Below are 24,330 nucleotides of genomic sequence, written 5' to 3'. Positions count from 1 at the left end.
ATTTAATGTTTTACTTACTTGAATCTATCATAAATTCGACTATTGATCTAATTTCCGATTGTGTTAAGTCAGCATTACCACCTTTTGGAGGCATACCACCTACACCATTGATAGAGTTTTTTACCACTTCATCAATACCTTTTTTTGTAACTGCACGCCATGCTTCTACATCTCCAAGAGCTGGTGCTCCCATGTTATCAGTTGCGTGACACAGCTTACATGAATCATTGTACATTTTTTCAGCTTTAGATATGGTTGCGTCTTCAACCTCAGGTGGTAAATCTCTAACTGTTGAATATGGAGGACTAACATCTGTCATTTCGTAAGCTATTCTTACAACTTTAGCTTCAGTCTTACCATCTTGACCACCTGGATCTTTACAGTCAGTCATACATCTTACACCAGCACCAATATTTTTAGCACGATCTGCATAAAATGCTTTTACATCAGCTGGACCTGTTGGGCCATCGATATTTGGATAAAACCCATCTCTATTTGGAAGAACTACTTTTGCAAGTTTTTCTGCATTTAGAACATACTCCTCATCCATCACTTCGCCATCAATCTTTATATAGTTTTGAGCCAATATATAAGCTGTAATAGCATAAACTTCATCATTGCTTAAGCTTTTAGGAGTTGCATATGGCATAGCATCTCTAATATATGTAAAGAGTGTAGTAGCTACAGGCCAATAAGTACCAACGGTTCTTTTTGGTGCCTCTGTTTTCCCATACTCTCTTTGATTTTTAAGCGTGATAATAACTCCATTTTCATCTTTAGATTGATTACCGCCTGCTAGTGCTGGATAGCCGTGTCCACCACCGCCAAAGTCACCATGACAAGATGCACACTGAGCCTCATAAAGCTCATCGCCTTCTTCAACAGAACCTTCACCCTCAGGTAAACCTGAACCATCTGGTAGTGCATCCAAGTCCCATGCTTTTATCTCATTGGCTGTGGCAGGTCTACCGTGATTTATGCCTTTTGTGCTTTGTTCATTTAGAACATAAGCTGTATACATTCCGTTTTCTCTAGGATAAATAACACCACCATCTATGGCACCCATTTTCCCAGCATACGGTCCAGTTAAAATGTTTTCTTTAGCCTTTGCAGAAGTTGCTTCATTAGTACTTGACGATGAAGATAAACACCCTGTAAAAAGAAGCGCTACACTTGCAACAGCAGATGCTCCTATTAAAATAGATTTATGATCTAACTTGAACATTGTTCACCTCCCCTTTATCAGTCACTTCCCAAGTACAGATTGCATTTCTATGATAAACACCCTCAACACCAACAACTTTCTTTTCTTGATTTACTGTAGGTTGAACATTGTTACTATCATCAACTGCACGACTCTGAAGCAATAACGGTTTTCCTTCATATCTATACATATATGAGAATCTAGTCCAAGCTTTTGGAAGGACTAAACCTTTAAGGTGTGCCTCTGTCCAATTTTTTCCACCATCAAAACTTATATCAACATTTGTTATTGTTCCGTGACCAGTCCATGCTAAACCTTCTATTTCGACTAAATCTCCAACTTTAAGATCAGTCCAAGGCTTTTCAGGACATGGAGATGTAATAATAGAGTTTACTTCATTTGCATAGAAATGCTGAATAGCTCTACCACTTGGAGTTAATACAGTATATTTAGAAGTCTCTTCCTTCGCATACCATGGATCTTCACCAAACTCTAGTCTTTTTAGCCACTTGACACAAAGGTTAGCTTCCCAACCCGGCAACATTAAACGAACTGGATAACCCTGCTCAGGACGCAGTGCCTCACCATTTTGAGCCCAAACTATCATAGCATCATCTAAAACTTTTTCAACAGGAACAGTTCTACTCATTTCTGAGCCATCACTTCCCTCTGCAAGCATCCATCTAGCGTTTGGTTTTAGACCTAACTCATCAAGTATAGTTTTTAAACGAACGCCTGTCCACTCTGCACAACTCATCATTCCTTTTACAAATTGTAAAGAACCAAATTGTGGACCTTTCCACTCAGCAGCCCCATTTGATGGACACTCTAAAAATAGAATTCTACTCTCACTTGGATATCTTTTTAGTTCATCTAAAGTAAGAACAATTGTCTTGTCCACAAGTCCATGAATCATTAGTCTAAACTTATTTGGATCAACTTGAGCTACACCATTGTGAGTACGAGTAAAGTGTAAGCCATTTGGAGTGATAATACCACTTAACTCATGCAAAGGCGACATAGATATAGCAGCGTGCATATCTCCAGCCGATGACATAAGAGGAGAGGTTCTTCTTACTATGTTGTGCTCATACTTAGATGGTAATCCATAAGGATTATAGTTACACTCATCTCCTAAAGTAGTCCCCCACTTAGTGTGATGTATAATGTTTTCATCGTCAGCAAGTAGTGCACCCGGTGCTAAAATACTTACAGCGGCAACTGCACTTACAGATGCTGTTCTTTTAAAGAAATCTCTTCTGCTAACAGATGTTGATTCTTCTGATTTGAATGCTTTATCCACATCTTCCCCTTTATAGTTTTACTTATTTTTAATACATTAATTCTGTTAACCTTGTGTTGTTTTTATCACAAAGTTGGCACAAAAGTTATTATACATCTTTACAAGAGTTAATGCCATTATTGGATTAAAGAATTAAAGATATAAAGATATTCGCATGGATTCTGTTACCAATAGGAACACAGCTTTTAAAACTAAAAATCAATGTATAGTTTTTTTTAATACAGCTTATCAAGGGCACTTATAGTGCCCTAAAATAGAATAACTTTTCTGATTCAAGCACATAGGTGTGATGATTTATTTTCATTTAAGCCTCATTCATACTGCTCGTCTTATGTAGGAAAATTTGTGATAAATTTGTACTTATTTATAAGGCAAAAAATATATGATTAGTTTAATGCTAAGGAGGGAACTATTGGCTTATAAAATTTTTCGCAGATACTTGTGAGCCCTCTTCATTAGGTTCAACTTTTTCATCTTCTACAGCATCTTCTTTTAGCTCAATTATAAGTTCTTGTCGCTTAACTAGTAGTCGCTCCAAAATCTCTTCTCCGACCTCTTCTCTATCTTGCCAGTCTGATTCATGATGGATACCAAAAAGCTTTTTGAAATAATCATAATGAACATCAGCACTTGTTACTTTAAAAAAGTAGTATCTCCTAAAGCTTATCTCATTTATATCACAAATTGCTATTTTTTTGCCTATCTTGTTTGGATATACCTCTTCTTTTATCCAGTCTGAAATAGATTCAGACTCTTTAAAGAAGTTATAGAGATGTAACTCTCTACTTTTTAAGAGATTATAAGTCTTAGCTTGCTCATCACTTAACTCATAAGAGTAGGTATTTTCATCTAACTCAAACTTGTCTAGAGCCTCATCATAGATGGCGAACTCAAATTTTACTTGCATATAAAAATCCTGGGTGTTAAAGGTGTTTCTTTTGTTTTATGAAAGAAGGGATTAGAGAGAAAAATATTTTTCTCTCTAATAGATTACGCTTTACCGGAGAGCATTCCGTACATTGTCATTGGTTTAAGAGCATAGACTTTCATTAACCAAAATATCCATCTCTCTACTAGTGGATCTAGTGGGAATGATGGCGTTGGTCTAACAGTCCAATCAAACTCAGCTAACATAACTGTACCGATATCTGTAATAAGCGGACAAACTGTATAACCAGCATATTTTGAAGGTAATTTTTTACCCTCCATCTGAGCTATTAAGTTATCTACAAGCACTTTATACTGTTTTCTTATAGATCCACCTGTTTTTCCCATTGGCACTTGTGCAATATCACCAAGCGAGAACACATTTTTGAATTTGATATGTTGAAGAGTTTCTTTGTTTACAGGAACCCATCCTTTAGCTGAACCTATATCAGATTCTGCCACTTCTCTTGGAGCTACAGCAGCTGGAGTTATGTGTAAGAAGTCATATGGAACTCTTATTTTTTCATGCTTGGAAATAACTTCAAAATCTTTCATAATAGGATCATAAGGTCCTTTTTCTTGCCATTGAGAATCAAAAATAGCTATCTTATTTTCTGGCTCAACACCTACAAGATTGTGTCTGTAGTGCCACTTAAAGCCCTCTCTTTTAAACTGTTCGTGGATAGCATCATGATATTCAGGTACGCCAAACATAGTTCCACCATTTGGATACATGGTAAGCTCTGCATTTTCTCTAGCACCTGCCTCTTTGAGTCTCGCATTTGTAAGATACATAATTTTCTTTGGAGCACCACCACACTTAATAGGTGTACTTGGGTGCGTAAAAAGAAATTGCACTTTTTTACCATTTTTTGCATTTTTAGCTTTATCGATGTATTTTTGCATCTGCTCCCAAGTTTTAGTAGCACCCTCAGCTGTATAGATTGAACATATACCACTATCCTCACCTATAGCTTTATGAAGTCTTGAATTATCTCCAGTTGAGTAGGCGCGACCAGCATGCTCTAGCCCTTCAATTCTTTCAAAATCAAGTTGTAAACCAGTAGCTACAACTAAATAATCATAATCAATCACTTGCCCTTTTGCAGTAGTTACTTGATTGTTCATTGGGTCAAAATCTATAACTTTATCTTCAATTATCTTTGTACCCTCTGGCACAAAATCATCTCTGTTATAAGAGATTTCATCTGCATCCCAAATACCAGCAGCAACTAGCGTTTGACCTGGTTGATAAGATACAGACTGCTTATTAGGCTCAATAACAGTAATATCTGGGTTCTTAATATTAAGAGTTAGTCTAGCAGCCGTACTCATTCCAGCAAGCCCTCCACCAACGATTACAATCTTAGCATCTACCCCTGATTTAGATATTGGTTTTTGTTCTTTTTCCAACGCTTCAAGACTAGTACCACCCAACATAAAACTTGCACCTGAGATACCTGCTAATTTCATGGCGTCTCTCCTTGTCATCCCCTTTGAAGATAGATCTTTGTCCATCTTCGATAACATATTATTAATATATTTATAATCCATGCCTATCCTTTTATACTTTTAGCTTATAATTAACTGTACATTATCGTAAATTTTTAAATTTCAGACTTAAATAAAACTATTTTAAAAAAATAAACTAAAATGTGATAACTTTGTTACATTTATTCACTACATGAAAAATTGTAACAGCGTTATAAAAACAAGTTATTAAGATGTAGCTTTAGATTTTACTAAACCTAAAAGAACATACTTGCCCTTTTTTTCATCTATATAAAAAACTATAGTGTATCCTTGATTTTCTATATCTTTTATCTTTTCATTATCAAAATAGATAGATTTTTTATACTTTTTAACCTTAGTATGCATATTAACTATTATAGTATCAAGATAAAGCTCAAAATTATTTGCATCAGCTTTATTTTCTTTTTTTATTAGCTCTGATGCCTCTTTTAATTGTTTTTTATAAAGTTCTGATGAGAGAACACTCATACCAGGATAGTACGGAGTAGCTTCGCCCACATCTCTAAGGTATTTATCTAGCTCCATTTCGAGCTTTTCTTTAGCATCACTTAGCATCACTAGTGTCCTTTAGCTTTTAACTTATGATATTGCTCGTAAGAGCGTTCACTTTCTATGTCACAACCTTTAGCAAATGCCAACATTGCTTTTCTTTGTTTTTGGAAAAAGTTTGAAGAAGGGTGTCTGTGTGATCTAAAAGTATATGCTGAAAATTCAGCACACACTTTAACTATTTCATATTAGTGCTAATGTACTCAGCAAGAGCATCTATCTCTTCATAAGAAAGATCTACTAATGTGCTTTTCATTAATTGGCCATAACCATACTTATTAACACTTCCATATCTGTAGTCTTTTAGCTCTTTTGCTAGTTTAGCAGCATCTAGCCCATTAATTGGCGAATATACAATTCTAGAAAATCCTGAATCTGTTGTTTGCTTCCCATCTGCACCATGACATTGAATACAGTCTTGTTTATAAATCGCTTCACCGTTTGCCGGTAACAACACCCCTGATTTGTACACTGATGCACTATCTGCAGCCAATAAAGTAGCACTCGCTACTATCGCGCAAAGAATGATTTTTTTCATTTTGATCCCTTAAATTGTAAGATTTTTGTGATAATAATAACACATAAATCTTAAATTAGCAAAAAAGTATCTTCCTCTCCAACCATTTTAATATATAATGTTACTTTATAGCTTGTTCTCTTATATTAATAGTATTTTTTAATACCACTCATTGTTGAACCCATATTTAAAAGTAACATATCTGCAATAACTAATGCTGCCATTGCCTCACAAACTATGCTTCCTCTGATGGCTACACATGGGTCGTGTCTCCCTTTTAGAGAAAAATTCACCTCTTTATTTGTAGTAGTTACGGTTTCTTGCTCTTTAAAGATAGATGGTGTTGGTTTAAAGTAAACATTAAGAATAATATCTTCCCCATTGCTAATGCCACCAAGTACTCCGCCTGAATGATTTGTCTTAAAGCCATCTGCTCTTATCTCATCGTTGTTTTGTGAACCCTCTATAGAAGCACTGAGTATTCCATCACCTATCTCAACTGCTTTTACTGCATTTAACCCCATCATAGCATCTGCTAGAACTCCATCTAGTTTATAATAAAGCGGTTGCCCAAGCCCGATAGGGGCATTTTTAATGATAATCCTAGATACTCCACCAACTGAGTCATGACTATTTTTAGCTTTAAGGATAGCAGCCTTTTGGGCTGACTCTTTGCTTGCATCAAGAGCATAAATAATGCTCTCTTTAGCACTCTCATAATCAAAAATATCAGCCTTAATGCCAGCTACTTCACTAATACCACTTTTAACTTCGATGCTAAGCTCATTGAGCATAAGTTTTGCTATAGCCCCAGCTGCAACTCTAGCCGCTGTCTCTCTAGCCGAACTTCGTCCTCCGCCTCTATAGTCTCTGATACCGTACTTATGAAAATAAGTAAAGTCAGCATGTCCTGGGCGAAAGATGTCCTTAATATTTGAGTAGTCTTTTGATTTTTGGTTTGTGTTGTAGATAAGCATAGCTATAGGAGTTCCCGTACTATAACCTTCAAAAGTACCACTTAAGATCTCAACCTTGTCATCCTCTTTTCTGGCTGTCTCAAACTCACTCTTACCAGGTTTTCTACGGTCCAATTCACTTTGGATAAAAGCTTCATCTATCTTGAGCCCTGCGGGAACTCCATCAAGAAGACATCCAATAGCCACACCGTGAGACTCTCCAAAAGTGCTATAGCGTAGCCTACTTCCAAAACTATTCACTTGCATCTCCTTTATTTAGCATCTCCACAGCCTGTTTAGCTGCTTCTTGTTGTGCTATTTTTTTACTCTTGCCACAACTTCTAGCGTACTCTTTATCTTCTATAAAAACCGCAACCTCAAACTCTTTTTGATGGTCAGGTCCGCGACTCGCTACAACTTTGTACTCTGGAGTGATGCCAAATCTCGCTTGAGTTAGCTCTTGAAGTGTTGTTTTATAATCACTAAATAGTGAGTCAAGAGATATCTCTTTATGATTTTTCTCTATTAGTTTTATAGCAATACTCTGGACTTTTTGCAGACCAGCTTCAAGATATATAGCTCCAATAACAGCTTCAAAAGCGTTTGAGAGCAGTGATGGCTTATCTCTTCCACCATTATTTTCTTCTGCATTAGATAAAAATATATACTCTCCAAGATTTAGTGACCTTGCAAGCTTATCAAAGCCTGTCTCATTTACAAGGGAGGCTCTAATCTTAGAGAGTTTACCCTCATCTGATTTTTTAAATTTATGAAAAAGATACTCACCGACTATTAAATCCAAAACTGCATCGCCTAAAAATTCTAGTCGCTCATTATCGTAGGGCTGTTTGTAGCTTTTATGTGTCAGCGCTTCGATAATGAGCTGTTTATCTTTAAATCTGTAGCCTAAAGTTTCCTCTAGAGCCTCTATATTCCTGCTCATATACTCTCCCTTAATCACTAAAGTGAAGCTTTTATTTTTTCTGCTTCATCGCGCGCTAGTTTGTCGCATCTCTCATTTTCTTCATGCCCATCGTGACCTCGAACCCATATAGCACTTATCTTATGAGGTTTTGAAACTTCCATATAATCTCTCCAAAGGTCTGGATTTTTAACTTTTTTAAAGTCCCTTTTGATCCAGCTACAAAGCCACTCATTAATGCCCTTTACAACATAAGAAGAGTCTGAAATTATCTCTACTTCGCACTCTTCTGTTAAAGCACGGAGCCCCTCTATAACACCTAAAAGTTCCATTCTATTGTTAGTGGTGTGAGATTCTGAACCTACTATCTCTTTCTCTTTATCACCATATCTAAGGATGACACCATAACCGCCTGGTCCTGGATTGCCCAAAGCACTTCCATCACTGAAAAGAGTTATTTTCTTCACTAAAATTCCTATGATAATCTTTAGTTAAATTTATCTCGATGCGTGAGGTATCTATAGCGTGACAACTGCTACATCTATTAAATGCAAAGGGAGCTAGCACCTTGCAATTATCACAAATATACTCAAAACTAAGTGTGGCATTTGTTTTTTTGTTTAAGTTTATCAACACATCAAGCTCAAACACTGAGCTACTTTTAGCTAAATCAACATCGCCTCTAGCCGTATAAAGCTCCCTTAGATAGCCATTTTGTGTAATTATATCTAAATTCAAATCTTTTTTATCTAATCGCCAAAGCACATCGCTTATCATCTCGCACTTAGATACATCAAGATTTTGCCAAGCAAGGTTTGCGTCTTTACTAAAAAGATACTCAAAAACCATACGAGAGAGTATCCTCTCTTCTTTGTAGATCTCTACAAGATTTTTTAACTTATCATCTGTGCTTATTTTAGCATCATTTAAAAGTGCTAAAATTCTTAGGTAAACGCTATCTTTTTTTATATCCTTTTTCAATTCATCCAATGGCTCAAGTACTTCAAGGGCCAAAGAATACTCTCTCATATACTCATAAGCTAGAAGCAAGTATGCAAGAGCCTGGGGAGTTCTTGGATTGTTTTGTAGTATCTTTAAAAATATCTCTTTTGCACGTTCAAGAAAACCAGCTCTAAAGTAAGTTCTTCCTAGTAAAAAGAGTGTTTCTCTATAGTTTTTTTTGCTTCCAACACTTAAGAGCTCGCTATAAATCTCTATACACTTTTCATAATCGCCATTTTTAAAGTAAGAGTGTGCCAAAAGTAGCCATGATTTCTCAGGCAGTTCACCCTTTGAGATAAGAACTTTTAGCTCGCCCTTTGATGGAAGTGTGCGAAATCCTCTTAAAAACTTATCAAGATGGCGATGATCTTCTTTGGTTCTAAACCTTGCCCACCAGTAAGAAAAAAAAGCAACCACAAAAACAAGTACAAAAAACACTATGATGCCAAAAAGGGGATCACGAAACTCTATAAAAAAGCTATTCATAAACTACTATGCCATAATCATTTTTAAGATTGTAAAATGTTGAATTTGGAGTAAATTCTAAGTCTTTTATTCGGCCAAGTTGAACTATAGAATCTTTACTAACTTTGATGCCAAACTCTCTAAAAAATTTTTTAATGTTTACAAACTTTATATCCTCTACAAACTTATATTCAAACTCTTTATATAGCCTCATCTTATCATATGAAAATATTCGCTCATTTACATGAAGTCTATCTGAGGCATATCTTATAGGAAGATAACCAGAGAGATCTGTTAATACCTCTTCTACATACTCATGTTTTTTTGGAAGAGTGTTTTTTTGTATAAAGATGTACTTATTATTTAATTTTATATTTGGCGTCTCTTTCCAGTACTTATAAGCTGGATTTGAGACACCTAATTTTGAAGATACTTCTCTCCAAAGCCAAAAAGAGTTAAGCTTATTTGGTAAGTGTGACATCTTCTTTAGCTCCTTTATGAAGTACTTTTTTGCTTATTATAACTTATTAAAACAAACTCACCCACTCTATGGCAGGGACAAGATCTGTTTGTAATTATATAGTTTCTTAACAAACGTCTCCATTAAAAGGTAGCTACGACCCATTTTGTGATAAAGTAACCACCTACAACAAGCCACACAAACATTCCAAAAGCTGTATAGAGCGGTGCTAATCCTAAGCCTTTAAACATTGAAAATCGTGTACCCATTCCAAGTGCAGTCATAGCCATCGTTAGCAAAAATGTATCTATGTCATTTATAACATCTACAATATTTTGGGGAACTATTTCTAAAGAGTTAAAGCCCGCCATAGCTACAAAATAGACAGCAAACCAAGGGATAACAAGTTTAATACCACCTGTTTCTCCACCCTCTCTTTTTGCAGTATAAGATAGATAGATGCCAAGAATGATAAGCATTGGAGCTATCATAATAACTCTTGTCATTTTAACTATAATTGCATCGTTTGCCATCTCAGCATCTGCTCCGGGAATGGACGCTGGAACTGCTACAACTTGTGCTACTTCATGGATAGTTCCACCAACATAGATACCAAACTCTCTTGATGTCATATCAAAGATGCCAGCACTATATAAAAGCGGATACAAAAACATAGCTATAGTTCCAAACAGTACAACCATAGAAACTGCAACTGCCGTCTTATGCTCTTGTGCTTTTAAAACTGGTTCGGTCGCTAAAACCGCAGCTGCTCCACAAACAGATGCACCAGCTGCTGTTAGCATCGAAGTATCTCTATCCATCTTAAAAACTTTTACACCTAAGTAAATTCCTAGTATAAAAGTAGTTGTAAGCATAATAAGTGAGACCATAAAGCCATCAATGCCAACCTCAGCAATCTGCTGAAAAGTGATGCGAAAACCGTAAAACACAATGGCAAATCTTAAAACCTTTTTAGCGCTAAAGGTGATGCCTCTCCGCCACTCATTTGGGGTTTGATTATGGAGTGTATTTGCATAAAATATGCCCATAACTATACCAATAACTAAGGGTGAAATCCCCAAAGAGCTTACAAATTTTAAGTCTGCTACTAGCGTAGCTGCTGCTGCAAAAATTGCTACAAAAATTACTCCGCTTAGGGTGCCTTTACGATTTTGCTTTGAAAATGACATCTACTTCCTTATGATATTTTTTTAAAACAAATTATATCTAAAAGTTATCACTCTATTACATTTTTATCTTAAATCTTGCTCAATCCCTTCTGCTCTCAATGTATTAATTCGTAATTATTGCTTACCATCAGCTATAATGTCTGCACGAGGAAAAACAAAAGTTGACTTTCTAAAGACAACAACTCTATCTTCATGTCCAACAGCGTAAGCACGGATAGTGATAGGGATAACTGTATCTTTTCTACTATCATCAACTAGCATCTCCTCAGTTCTAAGAACTACTATCTCTTTCTTTTTCATACCCGGAACTGCTGTAAATTCGCCTTTAGGTTTTGCTATAGTTATTTTACCTTCCATTCCCTCTGGAGGAATAACTTCAAAGAAAAACTTCATCTCTTCATTTTCAGTATTTTGAAGTAAAAATTCATAAGCATTCTCAACTCTAAACTTACCATCATCTAGATGTTTTACAGAGTAAAGACGAGTCTCTTTGTTTATGTTTAAGAGCATATGCTCTTTTGTACTTCCCATCATCCCTAGTATTATCATGATACCAACTAAAAGCCCCATATAAGCTAAGACTTTTGTTCTAAAGTACTTTGTTTTACCTTTTTGATCTACTATCTCATAGTCGCTTGACCAAGTAACGAGTGAAGGTTTTCCTAGTTTGCCCATAACAGTTGTACAAGCATCAACACACTCTAAACAGTTTATACACTCTAGCTGAAGACCCTTACGGATATCAATATGCGTTGGACAAACTGTTACACAACTCTCACAAGCTGTACACTCAGCATGAGGCTCAACTGCTTGAAGATCTTTTTGCTTTGTATATACTTTGTTGTGTTGTTCATCATATATGTGTCCTCCTCTGTGCATATTGTAAATAGCCATAACCGTGTGTTCATCATACAAGACTGACTGAATTCTTGAGTATGGACAGACATATATACAGTAATCCTCTTGTAAAAACACTATATCATATATAAGAAAAACTGCAATTCCTATAACCGAACCAAAGAGCACCCAGTGATTGTTAAAGTCCCCAAGGTAGGCAAAAAAATCCTCAGGAGGAACGAAGTACCACATAAAGTTTGATCCTGCAATAATTGCAAGAGCCGACCATATCAAAATAGCCACTGCTTTTTTTACTTTATTTTCAAACTTACTCATATCTGGATCTAACTGTTTGTTTTTGATTCGTTTTCTAAGCCTTAATAGCTTTGTTTCTATCAAATCTCTATAAATTACTCTAAAAATAGTCTGCGGACAAACCCATCCACAAAAGACACGACCACCCATAACTGTCATACCAAATACTCCTAAAAAGAGTAGCATCAGTAAAAATGGCATTAAATATAATTCTTGCATATCAAACTCAACAAATGCAAGGTGTAGTTTTAATTTGTCAAAACTTAGTAGAAAGAAGTGATTTCCATCTACTGTAATCCAAGGTAACACTAACGCAACTATAGTTACCACTGCATATAGATAGTAGCGTTTAATTCTCCACGGTGTCGGTATAGTTATACCGATGTTTTTTTTGCTCATAAGAGACTTCCTTTAATTCACTTGCAGTAAAAGTAATTTTACTGTTAACATATTTCATATTGTAAGAGCATTATAGCAAATACAAGTTGAGTTTTTATTTAATAATTCTTATAATTACTATAATATTTTCGAATATACTTATCAAAAGTCTTCTTTATGCTTATATTGGTTAAAATATATCTTTAATTTCCTTTCAAAAAGATTTTTTATGAATACAAAAAAGTATATTTTAGAGACTATAAAAAAACGCCCGCTTATCATAGATGGGGCGATGGGAACTCAGCTTCAGCTTTATGACGTAGAGATTCCTAAAGAGGCATGGGAAGAAAATGAGGGCTGTAATGAGCTTTTAAATGTAACTTGCCCTGAGATTTTAAACAAGATCTACGATGGTTATCTAAGTGCCGGTGCTGACTTTATCACAACAAACACTTTTGGTTCCTTTGCCTGGGTTTTGGATGATTATAACATTGCTAATCGCGCTTATGAGCTTACATATGCAGGAGCAAAACTTGCAAAAACTCTATGTGAAAAGTTCTCAACACCCTCCTATCCTCGCTTTTGTTTGGGAACTATAGGTCCTGGTACAAAACTTCCATCACTTGGTCACATAACTTATGATGAGATGTATGAGGGCTACACAGAGGTGGCACTCGCTCTCATTGATGGAGGAGTTGATGTTTTTCTGCTTGAGACTGCACAAGATCCACTTCAGATAAAAGCTGCACTTCATGCATGCGAGGAGGCTTGCAAACAAAGAAGTATAGAGATTCCCATCATGATATCTGTGACTATTGAGCTTAGTGGAACTATGCTCATCGGTACAGATGCGAGCACTATTGCGACTATTTTAGAGCCTTTTGACATTCTCTCTTTAGGGTTTAACTGTGGAACTGGACCAGAGCAAGTACTCAAACATGTAAGAACTCTAAGTGAAGTTTGGCATAAACCTATAAGCATTCATGCAAATGCTGGACTTCCACAAAATCGTGGAGGTGTTACTTACTATCCTATGGGTCCTGATGAGTTTGCAAACAAGCAAGAAGCATTTTTAGACTTTGATGGTGTTAGCTTTTTAGGTGGATGTTGCGGAACTACACCTGAACATATCAAAAGACTTGTAGATAGAGTAAGTGTGAAAAAGCCAAAAGCACCAAGCGGTTCTCATCCAAACTCTATCGCATCTCTATTTAACACCACAACTCTCATACAAGAGCCAGCTCCACTTCTGATGGGAGAGCGCTCAAATGCAACTGGTTCAAAAGCCTTTAAAGAACTTCTCTTAGCAGAGGATTACGAGGGAACTCTAAGTGTCGCTCAACAGCAAGTTCGTGCTGGTGCTCATGTTATAGATGTAAATGTAGGCTTCGCAGGTCGTGATGAGACAAAAGATATGAACGCAGTTATGGGTATGTACAACCAAAAAATCTCAATTCCACTTATGCCAGACTCCACACAAACTACCGGCCTTGAGACTGCTCTTAAAAGCATAGGCGGAAAGCCAATCTTAAACTCTGTAAATCTCGAAGATGGTGAGCCAAAGTTTGATGCAGTGTGTAGCTTAGCGAAAAAGTTTGGAACTAGTTTAGTCTGTCTAACTATTGATGAAGTTGGTATGGCTAAAACAGTTGAGAAAAAGCTTGCCATTGCTGATAGAATCATAGACCTAGCGACTAATCGCCATGGCATAAAAAAAGAGGATTTGATTTTTGATGTTCTAACTTTTACCTTAGCAAGTGGAGATGAAGAGTACTGGGGTGCTGGGATAAACACCATAGAAGCTATCAGAGAGCTACGCAAAAAGCACCCAGAAGTTAGTGCTACTTTAGGGCTCTCAAACATCTCTTTTGGACTAGATAAAGATGCAAGACCTTACTTAAACTCTATGTTTTTACATCACTGCATCGAAGCAGGTCTTACTTCTGTTATCATAAATGTAAAACATATTATCCCCATCAACAAAATTAGCCAAGAAGATCAAGAAATATGTGATGATTTGATTTTCAACCGCAAACCAAATGGAGAGGCTCTTTTTAACTTTATAGAGCACTTTAGCACTAAAGAAGTTGTTGATAATGATGCTGTAGATGAAGAATATTTGCGCTTGAGCGATAAGGAAAAAATAGCAAAACTTCTGATGGATGGAGATAAAGAGCGGATGATTCCCCTTGTTGAAGAAGTTCGACATACTATTGCACCTGAGGTAATCGTAAATGAGATACTTATAGATGCTATGAAAGTCGTAGGTGATCTTTTTGGCTCTGGTCAGATGCAACTCCCTTTTGTCCTCCAAAGTGCTGAGACTATGAAAAAGACAGTTGACTATCTTGAGCCGCATCTTCCAAAGGTTGAAAAAGAGGCCGACACTACTCTAGCTCTTGGAACTGTAAAAGGAGATGTACATGATGTTGGTAAAAATCTTGTAGATATAATCCTCTCAAACAATGGCTACAAAGTAGTAAATCTTGGCATCAAGGTGGATTTAGATGATTTTATGCAAACTATGAAGGATGGGCACATTAGCGCTTTAGGGATGAGCGGACTACTCGTAAAATCAACTCAAGTTATGAAAGAAAATCTTGAAATTTTAAAATCTCTTAATATTAAAATCCCCATACTTCTTGGCGGTGCAGCTCTAACGCGCTCCTTTATAGATGACTTTTGCCGCCCCATCTACGATGGCCCAATCTTTTACTGCAAAGATGCCTTTGATGGAGTGACCGCTATGAGCCGTATAGAAGCTGGAAACTTTGACACAGACCTCCATGGCAAAGACAAAGAAGAAAAAATAGTAAAAGAGAAAAAAGAAGTAATCATTCCACCATTTGATGAACTTAAGATGCCATCTCGCGATGTAGTTGTGCCAACTCCTCCCTTTTGGGGAAGAAGAGAGTTGAAGCTCACTCCAGCACAGATAGAGATGGCTTTTGAGTGGATAAACCACAAACTTCTCTTTAAGGCTCGTTGGGGTTATAGTTCTAAGGGAATGAAAAAAGAGGAGTACCAAAAACAGCTCGATGAAGTTGTCTGGCCAGCATACGAGAAGCTAAAAGCACAGTTTCTAGATGAAAAACTGTTTGAACCAACTATCCTTTATGGCTACTGGCCTTGTAGAAGTGATGACAATACTATTCTTATCTTTGATGAGAGTGAGGGTTATAACTCTCTTGATGAAGTAAACAATGAGCCTTTAGAGCATGTTATGCCAAGGGCGATAAAGCACTTTACATTTCCAAGACAAAGCAAAGAGCCTCATCGTGCACTAAGTGACTTTTTCCACAGTGACAGACACGATGTAATAGCTCTTACTTGTGTGAGTGCCGGAGAAAAACTTAGTGAGGTTGAGAGAGAAATTTATGATAGAGGCGAATATACTCTTTACTACCAGTTTCACGGTCTTGGAGTTGAGTTAGCTGAGGCTTTAGCTGAAATAGCACATAAGCAGATAAGGCTTGATCTAAATATCTCTGATGGCGAAGGAAGTAGCTTGAGTGATGTTCGGATGAATAGATATCAAGGAAGTAGGTACTCTTTTGGTTATGCAGCTTGTCCTGACTTGGAACTCAACCGTCCCCTTTTTGATCTGTTAAAGCCTGAAGAGTTTGGAATAGAACTGAGTGAGACTTTTCAAATCCACCCAGAACAATCGACTAGTGCCTTAGTAGTATATCATCCAAATGCCTCGTATTACAATGTATGATAAAAGAAAAAGGTGAGTGTCTCAAGTTCATCCTTTTCTTCTTAAGGTTGCATTTTACATCCCGATAGTGTGAAAAAAATGTGTAGTAGCGTATTTTATCTTCGTCTATAGCTAAGTGCTTCAAAGATATGGTTTTTTGCTATATCTTTGCTTTTATCTAAATCTGCTATGGTTCTAGCTACCTTTAAGACTTTGTTTATACTTCTAAAAGAGAGTTTAAATCTATCAATTGCCATCTCTAAAGTCTCCTCTGCCTCAGCATCTAAGATGCAATAAATCCCTATCTCATTATCTTTTAGTTTCGCATTAAAGGCGCCTTGATTTCTTTTACTTCTAAATATATGAGCTTCAACCACTTTTCTATGAAGCTCTTTTGAGGTAAAACTACTCTTATCATCAGACTTCACATTTTGCATCACAACACAAAGATCTATCCTGTCTAAAAATGGCTCGGAGAGTCTATTTTTATATCTTTGTATCTCTAACTCATTGCATCTACACTCTAAGTTTGCATCTAAAAGATTTCCGCAAGGACAAGGATTCATAGCACCTATAAATAAAAAATCGCTTGGATACTCTACCTTAGAGTTTACTCTTGAAATTCTGATACGATTGTCTTGCATGGGCTCTCTTAGAGCCTCTAAAACACCCTTTGAAAAGTGCGGAAGTTCATCAAAAAACAAGATGCCATTGTGAGCTAACCCAACTTCACCTATCTTTGCTTTGTGTGAACCTCCACCAAAAACGCTTGCAAGTGTAGAAGTATGATGAGGGCTTCGCATATTTCTATGTGGTTTAAACTCAATCTCCTGCATCTCTAATGCTTGAAGCTTCGCAACATCAAGTATCTCATCACTCGTCATGGGTGGAAGTATATATCTAAGTCTCTTTGCTATCATACTTTTACCACACCCTGGAGAGCCTTCAAAGAGGATGTTGTGAAATCCAGTAGCAGCGATCAAAGCTGCTCTTTTGGCAATATCTTGCCCCTTTACATCCACAAATTCTTCCGCATACTCATGAGAGTAGTAATACTTCTTTCCTTTTAACTCATAAAAAGGGTACTCGATTTGTGACTGCTCTATGCTCGGAGTTGCACTCTCTTGATTTTTAAGAAGTGTTATCGCATCTTGGAGCGACTTTACTCCATAAAACTCAATCTCTGGAATCTTAGAGAGTTTCTCTAAGCTCTCATGTGGGACTATCGCCTTTTTCACAACCCTCTGGTTTGCTAATGAGAGCATAAGAGGATATAGCTGAATATTTTCCTTTACAGCTCCATCAAGTCCGAGCTCTCCAAAGACAAACCACTCACTAAAATCGCTCTCTTCGCTATCAAGAGCTATCATAAGAGCAATGCTAAGATCAAACTGACTCCCCTCTTTTTTAAGATCACTCGGAGCTAAGTTTATTGTTATGCGTTTGGGAGGAAAACTAAACTCATTGCTTAAGAGGGCAGACTTAACTCTATCTTTTGCTTCGTTGATGGAAGCAGAGGCAATTCCTACAATGCTAAACGATGGAAGCCCTTTTGTAAGTGTTGACTCAACATGTACAAGCTTTGCATCTATACCCTCATAAGTAGCACAAGAGACCATTTTCATAATACTTTTCCTTAAAAATCTAGTGGGCTTATAACTTTAGCCTTGTTCATCTCGCTCACAACATGAGTATATATCATAGTCGTCTCAACGCTTTTATGACCTAAAAGTTCTTGAATGCTTCGCAAATCAATGCCCGCTTGGAGCAGATGCGTTGCATACGAGTGTCTAAAAATATGTGTAGTTACACGCTTGTTTAGGTTTGCCTTTTGAGATGCTACTTTTATGTTTCGCCCTAAAGTTTGCGGATGAACATGGTGGCGTCTTTTCTCTTTAGTTCTAGGGTCAGTTGAAATATTTTTCATGGGAAATAAAAATTGCCACTTTCAGGAAACTTTTGCTTCGCAAACCGCATTTGCTAGTTTTGTTTCAAGCTTAGATTTTGGATACTTTTTCTCTAATGCATAGGGTATATAAACACTCCCGTAACCGTTACCCAGATCTTGTTTATGAAGATTTGTAACCAACTCAACTTGACTAAGTAGTTGCTGCTTTAATTTTAAAGGCAGTGGAAGAGTTCTATCTTTTAACGATTTAGAATCCCATATATAGATTTTGTTAAAGCCAAAATCTATATCTTTTATCCGTAAACTTAAAACCTCATTCATTCTAAGCCCACAGCCATACATCAAATGTACAAGCAGACTGTACTCCATAGGTATATTTTGTAAAACACTTCTAACTTCATCTTTTGTTAAAACGACTGGTATATGTTTTCTCTCTTGTGCACGAAGAGCTTGAATATTCCACTCACTCATATCAATTCCTAAAACTTCTTTATATAAAAATAGCAAGGCACTAAAAGCTTGATTTTGAGTTGTTGGTGATACTCTGTCTTGTGTAGCCAACTTTGTTAAATATGCTTCTATCTCAACTTTACTCATCTCTATTGGATGCTTTTTATTATGAAAAAATATATAATGCTTTATCCAATGAACATAAGTTCGCTCAGTTGAATAACTATAGTGTTTAAACCTGATCTTATCTCGAACCAAATTCAATAGCTTTTTTTTAACTTCCATTTTCAATCCTTCGTTTAAGTAATATTTTGTAAGTTATGTAAGATATTTTCAAATTAACTTACAAAATGTGATTTAATTTGGATATACAGTATTGAACGAATACTCAAACTTTAAGAATTCTATAGAATTTTTCTATTATTTATCAAAAATATGACAAATTGACATAAAAATAACAAAATCAACCTTTTTAACACACAAAAAATATGCAAGTTATTTATATGATTTAAAGTTATTTCGCATATAATGTGTTTGATTAAATAGTTAGGCAGAGAAAAATAAAAGAGAGATATAAATGTTATCAAACAAACGAACAATCATAACAGGCGGCACCGATGGCATTGGTTTTGGAATTGCCAAGGCATTTGCAGAAAATAATGCCAGTGTTTTTCTTATAGCCAGAGATGAAGAGAATCTCAAAAAATCAGCCGCAACTCTTTCACAATTTGATGTCGAGGTTCATGTGTTATCGGCAGACCTATCAAATATCTCGACTATTAAGAAAACTACTCAAGATATTCTCAATATATGGCCGGAAGTTGATGTGTTAGTAAACAATGCTGGTATTGCACGATTTAACCCATTCACGGAAACCAACGAAGAAGAGTTGGATTTACATCTGAACCTAAATGTAAAAGCACCTTACATTCTAACTCAACAACTGTTCGATGCGCTTGCGGCCAGAAAAGGTTCAGTGATAAACATTTCGTCCTATTTCTCACACCGCATGTTGCCAGGAAGACCGTCAACGGCATATTCATTAAGCAAAGGGGCAATGGATGCTTTCACAAAGTCCCTCGCCTATGAGGCAGGCCAACGGGGCGTACGGGTAAATGCAATTGCTCCCGGAACAGTAAATACCCCGTTAGTTCAAGCGAATATCAACAGACTTACTGATGAGGGAAAAACAAAATTCGATGAAATGATTGGAACTATCTATCCACTTGGCCGGATCGGCGAACCCGATGATATTTCGGGTGCAACGGTATTTCTTGCATCTGATCAAGCACGTTGGATTACAGGAGCAATTTTGGCCGTTGATGGTGGATTGACAACAAACTGAATGCCTAACAATTCGCTCAAGCACGACGCGCGAGCACGCTAGTTTAATCGGCTTCGGCCATCTCAATACAACCCGAACTTACTCAACCCCGGCTAGGCGCGCGTCTTAGCTTTGCGTTATGAGTATAGTAAAATTAGACACTAAAGGAATACAATGAATGTAGTATTAAAAAAATGTAATAGTATTGAAACTGGAGAAATTAATATTGCTGATAATTCATTGAATATCAAATATGGAATTAATGGTACTGGAAAATCAACAATATCTAAAGCAATCGAGTATTATGTAATTGATAAAAATAACTCATCAAATGAATTATTAAAACTCAAGCCATTTAAATATAGAGATAACCCAGATGAAAATAATCCAGAAGTAAGTGGATTAGATTCGATTAATAATGTAGCTATATTTAATGAGGACTATATAAATCAATATGTATTTCAGCCAAATGAAGTATTAAAAAATAGTTTTGATATCTTAATAAACGATGAAGCTTATCAAACAGGAATGCTTGAAATAAATGAATTAATCAAAGATATATCTAAAACATTTGAAGATAATCAAGATATTGAAATAATGTTAAATGACTTAAATGAATTATTAGAAAGTTTTGGTAAAGCCAAAGGATTAGCAAAATCAAGTAGTTTTTTTAAAGCTGTAGGAAAGGGAAATCCTGTAGAAAATATTCCTAATGAGTTAACTGTTTATAAAGATTTTATACAACATGACAGTAATACAAAATGGTTAAAATGGCAAATGACGGGAAAAGACTATTTAAATATTTCTGATTGTTGCCCATATTGTACTTCATCGGATATTGAAGAAAAAAAAGAAACTATTGAAGCAGTTGCCACAAAATATGATTCTAAACTTATTGAACATTTAAATAAAATCATAACTACCATTTCTAAATTAAAAGAATATTTTACAGTAGATACTTATGATAAAATTATTGAAATATCAAAGAGTGTTGATGGGTTACAAAAAGAACAAGAAGCTTTTATACTTGAAATTAGAGAGCAAATCAATACCTTAATTGATAAACTGCAAAATGTAAAAAAACTAGGGTTTCAATCTTTAAAAGATTTTGAAAAAGTAGATGAAATTATTAAAACATTTAAAATTGACCTTAGCTATATGGCACATCTTAATACTGATGTTACAAAAGAAAAGATTTTAAAAATAAATAACTCTTTAGATGAAATATTAGAAAAGTCTGGACAATTACAAGGCAAGGTAAATATACAAAAAAGAAGAGTTAAAGAAACTATTGAAAAACATAAAGAAGATATAAATACTTTTTTAAAATATGCTGGATATAACTATTTTATAGACATAAAAGAAGATGCCAACAATAGCTCTTATAAAATGCAATTGATACATAATGATTTTGTAGAAAGTGATATAGACAATGCTAAAAACCATTTAAGTTTTGGTGAAAAAAATGCTTTTGCATTAATTTTATTTATGTATGAAGTCTTAAAAAATAATTCAGACTTAATAATACTTGATGACCCAATCTCCTCGTTTGACAAAAATAAAAAATTTGCAATTATGGAAATGTTATTTAGAGGTGAAAAAAGTTTTAGAGATAAAACAATTCTTATGCTAACACATGATTTTGAACCAATTGTAGACATAATTTTTCATCATCCTGATATATTTAATGCAGTAAATCCAAGTGCTAATTATTTAGAAAACATTGAAGGTATTTTAATTGAAAAATTAATTACAAAAAGTGATATAAGGACTTTTATAGATATAGCAGAAGAAAATATATCAAACCTTAGTGAACAAATAAATAAATTAATTTATCTTAGAAGATTATATGAAATTACAAATAATAAAGGTTTAGGGTATCAATTACTTTCAAATTTATTTCATAAAAGAGAAACACCCATCTATAAATCAAGTTCAGACGATAGGAATATGACGGAAGAAGAAATAGAAAAGGCAACGGAAGAAATTACAGCTAAAATTGAAGAAGAATTTTGCTATTTATCTTGTTTTCAAAATGTAAATAATAATGATGAAATGAAAAGAGTTTATAATAACTCTACTAACAATTATGAAAAACTTCAAATTTATAGAATTCTATTTAATGAGAACAACGATAATAGAGTGATAAGGAAGTTTGTAAATGAAACTTTTCATATAGAAAATGATTATATATACCAACTAAACCCTTTTCAGTATCAGACAATACCACACTATATAATTAAAGAGTGTAATATTGATATTGAGCAAAACTCATAACAAAACATAGTAGCCAATAAATTACCTAGCGGAATTTATTGGCTATATTCAACCGTTATGTGATAAAGTAAAGGGTTTTCATATGGGAGTAGTATCAAAACAAGAAGAAATTAATCAAGTTGAAATTTTTGCGCCTCATGTTGTTATTTTGGGTGCCGGTGCTTCATATGCTGCTTTTCCTAACGGAGACATTAATGGCAATAAGTTACCTTTAATGAATAACTTAATATCAACCTTGAAATTAGAGAACTTGATCGATAAAACAAATTTAAACTTTGAAACAAACAATTTTGAAGAAATATATGACTTAATTTGCAAAAACGAAGATTTGCAAGATATACAGTTAGAACTTGAAGAAGAGGTTTATAGATATTTTCACAATTTATCAATAACCGAACAACCAACGATCTATGATCACTTACTGCTTTCATTAAGAGAAAAGGATGTTATTGCAACTTTTAACTGGGATCCATTTCTAATTCAAGCATATTATAGAAATGGTAAGGAAGGTTTTAAATTGCCAAAACTATTATTTTTGCATGGAAATGTTGCAGTTGGATTTTGTGAAGAAGATAGTTTTGCAGGTGTTAATGGTCATAAGTGTAAGTATTGTGAGAAAGACTTACAACCAACAAGATTACTGTATCCAATTTCTGAAAAAAATTATCACAAAGATGGCTTTATTAAAGCTCAATGGGAGACGCTTCAAGGGTATTTAGAAAAAGCGTTTATGATAAGTATTTTTGGTTATGGTGCTCCTCAGTCAGATAAAAGTGCAATAGAACTAATGAAAAAAGCATGGGGTGATGTTGAGGATAGGAATATGGAACAAACGGAGATTATTGATATTCGAGAAGAAGATGACTTGGAACAAGTTTGGAGTCCCTTTATTCATACACATCACAGAGAGTTCCATAAAAATTTTTATGATTCATTTATTGCAAATCATCCAAGAAGAACAGGTGAGGCATATTATAATCAATATTGGATGGCGAAATTTATTGAAAACAATCCTCTGCCAAAAGACTCCAATTTTGATGAACTTTGGAATTGGTATCAGGAATTGCAAGATGTTGAAAATAGCAAAAACACATAACAAGTCAGTGGAGCCAATAAATTACCCTGCGGAGAATTTATCGGCTCATTTTAAACGTTAGCAAACAGTAAAGGAAATAAAGTTGAAATATGAATTTATACATATATTGTTAGTATTTATAGGGCTGTTCACAGGTTATTTAATATCTTATTTTAAAGAAAAAGGGAAAAATAGAGCTTTACTAGAAGACAATCAATCACTTACAAATGAAATAGAAAAGATAAAACAAGAATATAGCTTAGATTTACAAAAGAGAAAATATAAGTATGAAACAAAACAAAAATTATATTATGAATTTATGGATAAACTTGATACTTACAATGCGCTAGGAATTAATTTGTTTTTTGATGAACTAGGAACTATTATGATGAAGTTTTATGAAAGTAATACCGAAGAAAAAAAGAAAAAATACACAATTGAATTTAATAATACAGCAAGAGATATTGATACAAAAATAAAAAAACAAACCTCTGAACTTTTTTCACAATTAAACCAATTGAAACTCACAACAAATGAAGAGACTCTATCTATATTGGAAGAACTTCATAATGAATTAAGTAGAGTAAATAATAAATTTATTGAAATAGCAGAGTCGATACCTGACCTTCTTAATAAGCATAATGCTAATGCTGAAATTCAAAAATTTGATACTCACTCAAATTCAAAAATAGTAAATATTAAAGGTAAATTAATACAAGCATTAAAAAATGAGTTAAATAGTATATAATGCTAATAAAACATAGTAAAAAAAATATTAAGGAAAAATTTGAATTATCAACAAGCTTTAAAAAAATCAAGATTTAAAAGATTTATTGGATTCATTATCTTTTTCATAGGAATAATTTCATCTATAATTTCAATACTGAAAATGTTGTATTTCAATTTTGATGATGGAACAGCTATCGCTGGAGCATTATCAAAAATATTTCAGAAACTAGTATACTTAATATATGAAAATACTAAATTTTTAAATATTTTTTGAGACCGTTTAAAATTTCGTGTCAGCTACATTTAGT

The 24,330-nt window shown here is 34.8% G+C and carries 22 protein-coding genes; 6 read left to right on the top strand and 16 right to left on the bottom strand.

Annotation, left to right across the window (positions count from 1 at the left end; translation table 11 throughout):
- Nucleotides 1-10: 10 nt before the first annotated feature.
- From M947_RS17315 to ccoG, 13 genes are all read right to left on the bottom strand, one after another.
- Entirely contained in the window at nt 11-1,225 is a 1,215-nt protein-coding gene (locus M947_RS17315; RefSeq protein WP_021287347.1) for a c-type cytochrome, read from the bottom strand.
- Complete coding sequence (gene soxC / locus M947_RS17310; RefSeq protein ID WP_021287346.1) at nt 1,206-2,507, bottom strand: sulfite dehydrogenase; 1,302 nt, start codon at nt 2,505-2,507, stop codon at nt 1,206-1,208. The genes M947_RS17315 and soxC overlap by 20 nt, the downstream gene beginning before the upstream one ends.
- A gap of 409 nt (nt 2,508-2,916) precedes the next feature.
- Nucleotides 2,917-3,414: a hypothetical protein gene (locus tag M947_RS17305; RefSeq protein ID WP_021287345.1), complete on the bottom strand. Its 498-nt coding sequence runs from the start codon at nt 3,412-3,414 to the stop codon at nt 2,917-2,919.
- 83 nt (nt 3,415-3,497) lie between these two features.
- Entirely contained in the window at nt 3,498-4,988 is a 1,491-nt protein-coding gene (locus M947_RS17300) for an NAD(P)/FAD-dependent oxidoreductase (RefSeq protein ID WP_031347948.1), read from the bottom strand.
- Between the two features lie 165 nt (nt 4,989-5,153).
- The gene (locus M947_RS17295) at nt 5,154-5,522 is read right to left on the bottom strand and encodes a hypothetical protein (RefSeq protein WP_021287343.1); all 369 of its coding nucleotides are present in this window, start codon (nt 5,520-5,522) and stop codon (nt 5,154-5,156) included.
- 172 nt (nt 5,523-5,694) lie between these two features.
- Entirely contained in the window at nt 5,695-6,054 is a 360-nt protein-coding gene (locus M947_RS17290) for a c-type cytochrome (protein ID WP_021287342.1), read from the bottom strand.
- A gap of 125 nt (nt 6,055-6,179) precedes the next feature.
- Nucleotides 6,180-7,250, bottom strand: coding sequence for a chorismate synthase (aroC, locus tag M947_RS17285; RefSeq protein WP_021287341.1), 1,071 nt, complete (start codon nt 7,248-7,250; stop codon nt 6,180-6,182).
- Entirely contained in the window at nt 7,243-7,932 is a 690-nt protein-coding gene (gene rnc, locus M947_RS17280) for a ribonuclease III (RefSeq protein ID WP_021287340.1), read from the bottom strand. The genes aroC and rnc overlap by 8 nt, the downstream gene beginning before the upstream one ends.
- 17 nt (nt 7,933-7,949) lie before the next feature.
- A complete protein-coding gene (rnhA, locus tag M947_RS17275) occupies nt 7,950-8,378 on the bottom strand; it encodes a ribonuclease HI (protein WP_021287339.1) in 429 nt (142 codons plus the stop codon).
- The gene (locus M947_RS17270; protein ID WP_021287338.1) at nt 8,353-9,399 is read right to left on the bottom strand and encodes a tetratricopeptide repeat protein; all 1,047 of its coding nucleotides are present in this window, start codon (nt 9,397-9,399) and stop codon (nt 8,353-8,355) included. Before M947_RS17270 ends, rnhA begins: the two co-directional genes overlap by 26 nt.
- Nucleotides 9,392-9,859, bottom strand: coding sequence for a hypothetical protein (locus M947_RS17265; RefSeq protein WP_021287337.1), 468 nt, complete (start codon nt 9,857-9,859; stop codon nt 9,392-9,394). The genes M947_RS17270 and M947_RS17265 overlap by 8 nt, the downstream gene beginning before the upstream one ends.
- A gap of 122 nt (nt 9,860-9,981) precedes the next feature.
- Nucleotides 9,982-11,028: a YeiH family protein gene (locus M947_RS17260; RefSeq protein ID WP_021287336.1), complete on the bottom strand. Its 1,047-nt coding sequence runs from the start codon at nt 11,026-11,028 to the stop codon at nt 9,982-9,984.
- 114 nt (nt 11,029-11,142) lie between these two features.
- The gene (gene ccoG, locus M947_RS17255) at nt 11,143-12,579 is read right to left on the bottom strand and encodes a cytochrome c oxidase accessory protein CcoG (protein ID WP_021287335.1); all 1,437 of its coding nucleotides are present in this window, start codon (nt 12,577-12,579) and stop codon (nt 11,143-11,145) included.
- Between the two features lie 208 nt (nt 12,580-12,787).
- Between ccoG and metH the strand changes: the two genes are divergently transcribed.
- On the top strand, nt 12,788-16,279 hold the full coding sequence (gene metH, locus M947_RS17250; protein WP_021287334.1) for a methionine synthase: 3,492 nt from the start codon (nt 12,788-12,790) through the stop codon (nt 16,277-16,279).
- Between the two features lie 95 nt (nt 16,280-16,374).
- Here the strand turns inward: metH and M947_RS17245 are convergent, their stop codons facing one another.
- From M947_RS17245 to M947_RS17240, 3 genes are read right to left on the bottom strand one after another with little or no spacing between them, the layout of a single operon-like run.
- Nucleotides 16,375-17,886, bottom strand: a complete 1,512-nt coding sequence (locus tag M947_RS17245) for a YifB family Mg chelatase-like AAA ATPase (protein ID WP_031347945.1) — start codon at nt 17,884-17,886, stop codon at nt 16,375-16,377.
- An 8-nt stretch (nt 17,887-17,894) separates the two neighbouring features.
- On the bottom strand, nt 17,895-18,185 hold the full coding sequence (locus tag M947_RS23805; RefSeq protein WP_021287332.1) for a tyrosine-type recombinase/integrase: 291 nt from the start codon (nt 18,183-18,185) through the stop codon (nt 17,895-17,897).
- A 21-nt stretch (nt 18,186-18,206) separates the two neighbouring features.
- A complete protein-coding gene (locus M947_RS17240; RefSeq protein WP_021287331.1) occupies nt 18,207-18,902 on the bottom strand; it encodes a phage integrase N-terminal SAM-like domain-containing protein in 696 nt (231 codons plus the stop codon).
- A 292-nt stretch (nt 18,903-19,194) separates the two neighbouring features.
- Between M947_RS17240 and M947_RS17235 the strand changes: the two genes are divergently transcribed.
- The 5 genes from M947_RS17235 to M947_RS23845 all read left to right on the top strand — a co-directional run bounded on the left by M947_RS17235 (nt 19,195) and on the right by M947_RS23845 (nt 24,296).
- Entirely contained in the window at nt 19,195-19,962 is a 768-nt protein-coding gene (locus tag M947_RS17235) for an SDR family NAD(P)-dependent oxidoreductase (protein ID WP_021287330.1), read from the top strand.
- Between the two features lie 153 nt (nt 19,963-20,115).
- The gene (locus M947_RS17230) at nt 20,116-22,218 is read left to right on the top strand and encodes an ATP-binding protein (RefSeq protein WP_021287329.1); all 2,103 of its coding nucleotides are present in this window, start codon (nt 20,116-20,118) and stop codon (nt 22,216-22,218) included.
- 82 nt (nt 22,219-22,300) lie between these two features.
- The gene (locus M947_RS17225) at nt 22,301-23,314 is read left to right on the top strand and encodes an SIR2 family protein (RefSeq protein ID WP_021287328.1); all 1,014 of its coding nucleotides are present in this window, start codon (nt 22,301-22,303) and stop codon (nt 23,312-23,314) included.
- Between the two features lie 82 nt (nt 23,315-23,396).
- Nucleotides 23,397-24,041: a hypothetical protein gene (locus tag M947_RS17220; RefSeq protein ID WP_021287327.1), complete on the top strand. Its 645-nt coding sequence runs from the start codon at nt 23,397-23,399 to the stop codon at nt 24,039-24,041.
- A 39-nt stretch (nt 24,042-24,080) separates the two neighbouring features.
- A complete protein-coding gene (locus tag M947_RS23845; RefSeq protein ID WP_021287326.1) occupies nt 24,081-24,296 on the top strand; it encodes a YniB family protein in 216 nt (71 codons plus the stop codon).
- The last annotated feature ends 34 nt before the right edge of the window (nt 24,297-24,330 follow it).

The sequence above is a fragment of the Sulfurimonas hongkongensis genome, from assembly GCF_000445475.1.
Lineage (GTDB): Bacteria > Campylobacterota > Campylobacteria > Campylobacterales > Sulfurimonadaceae > Sulfurimonas > Sulfurimonas hongkongensis.
Note: the sequence above shows the minus strand (reverse complement) of the source record. Positions and strands in the feature narration are given on the sequence as shown.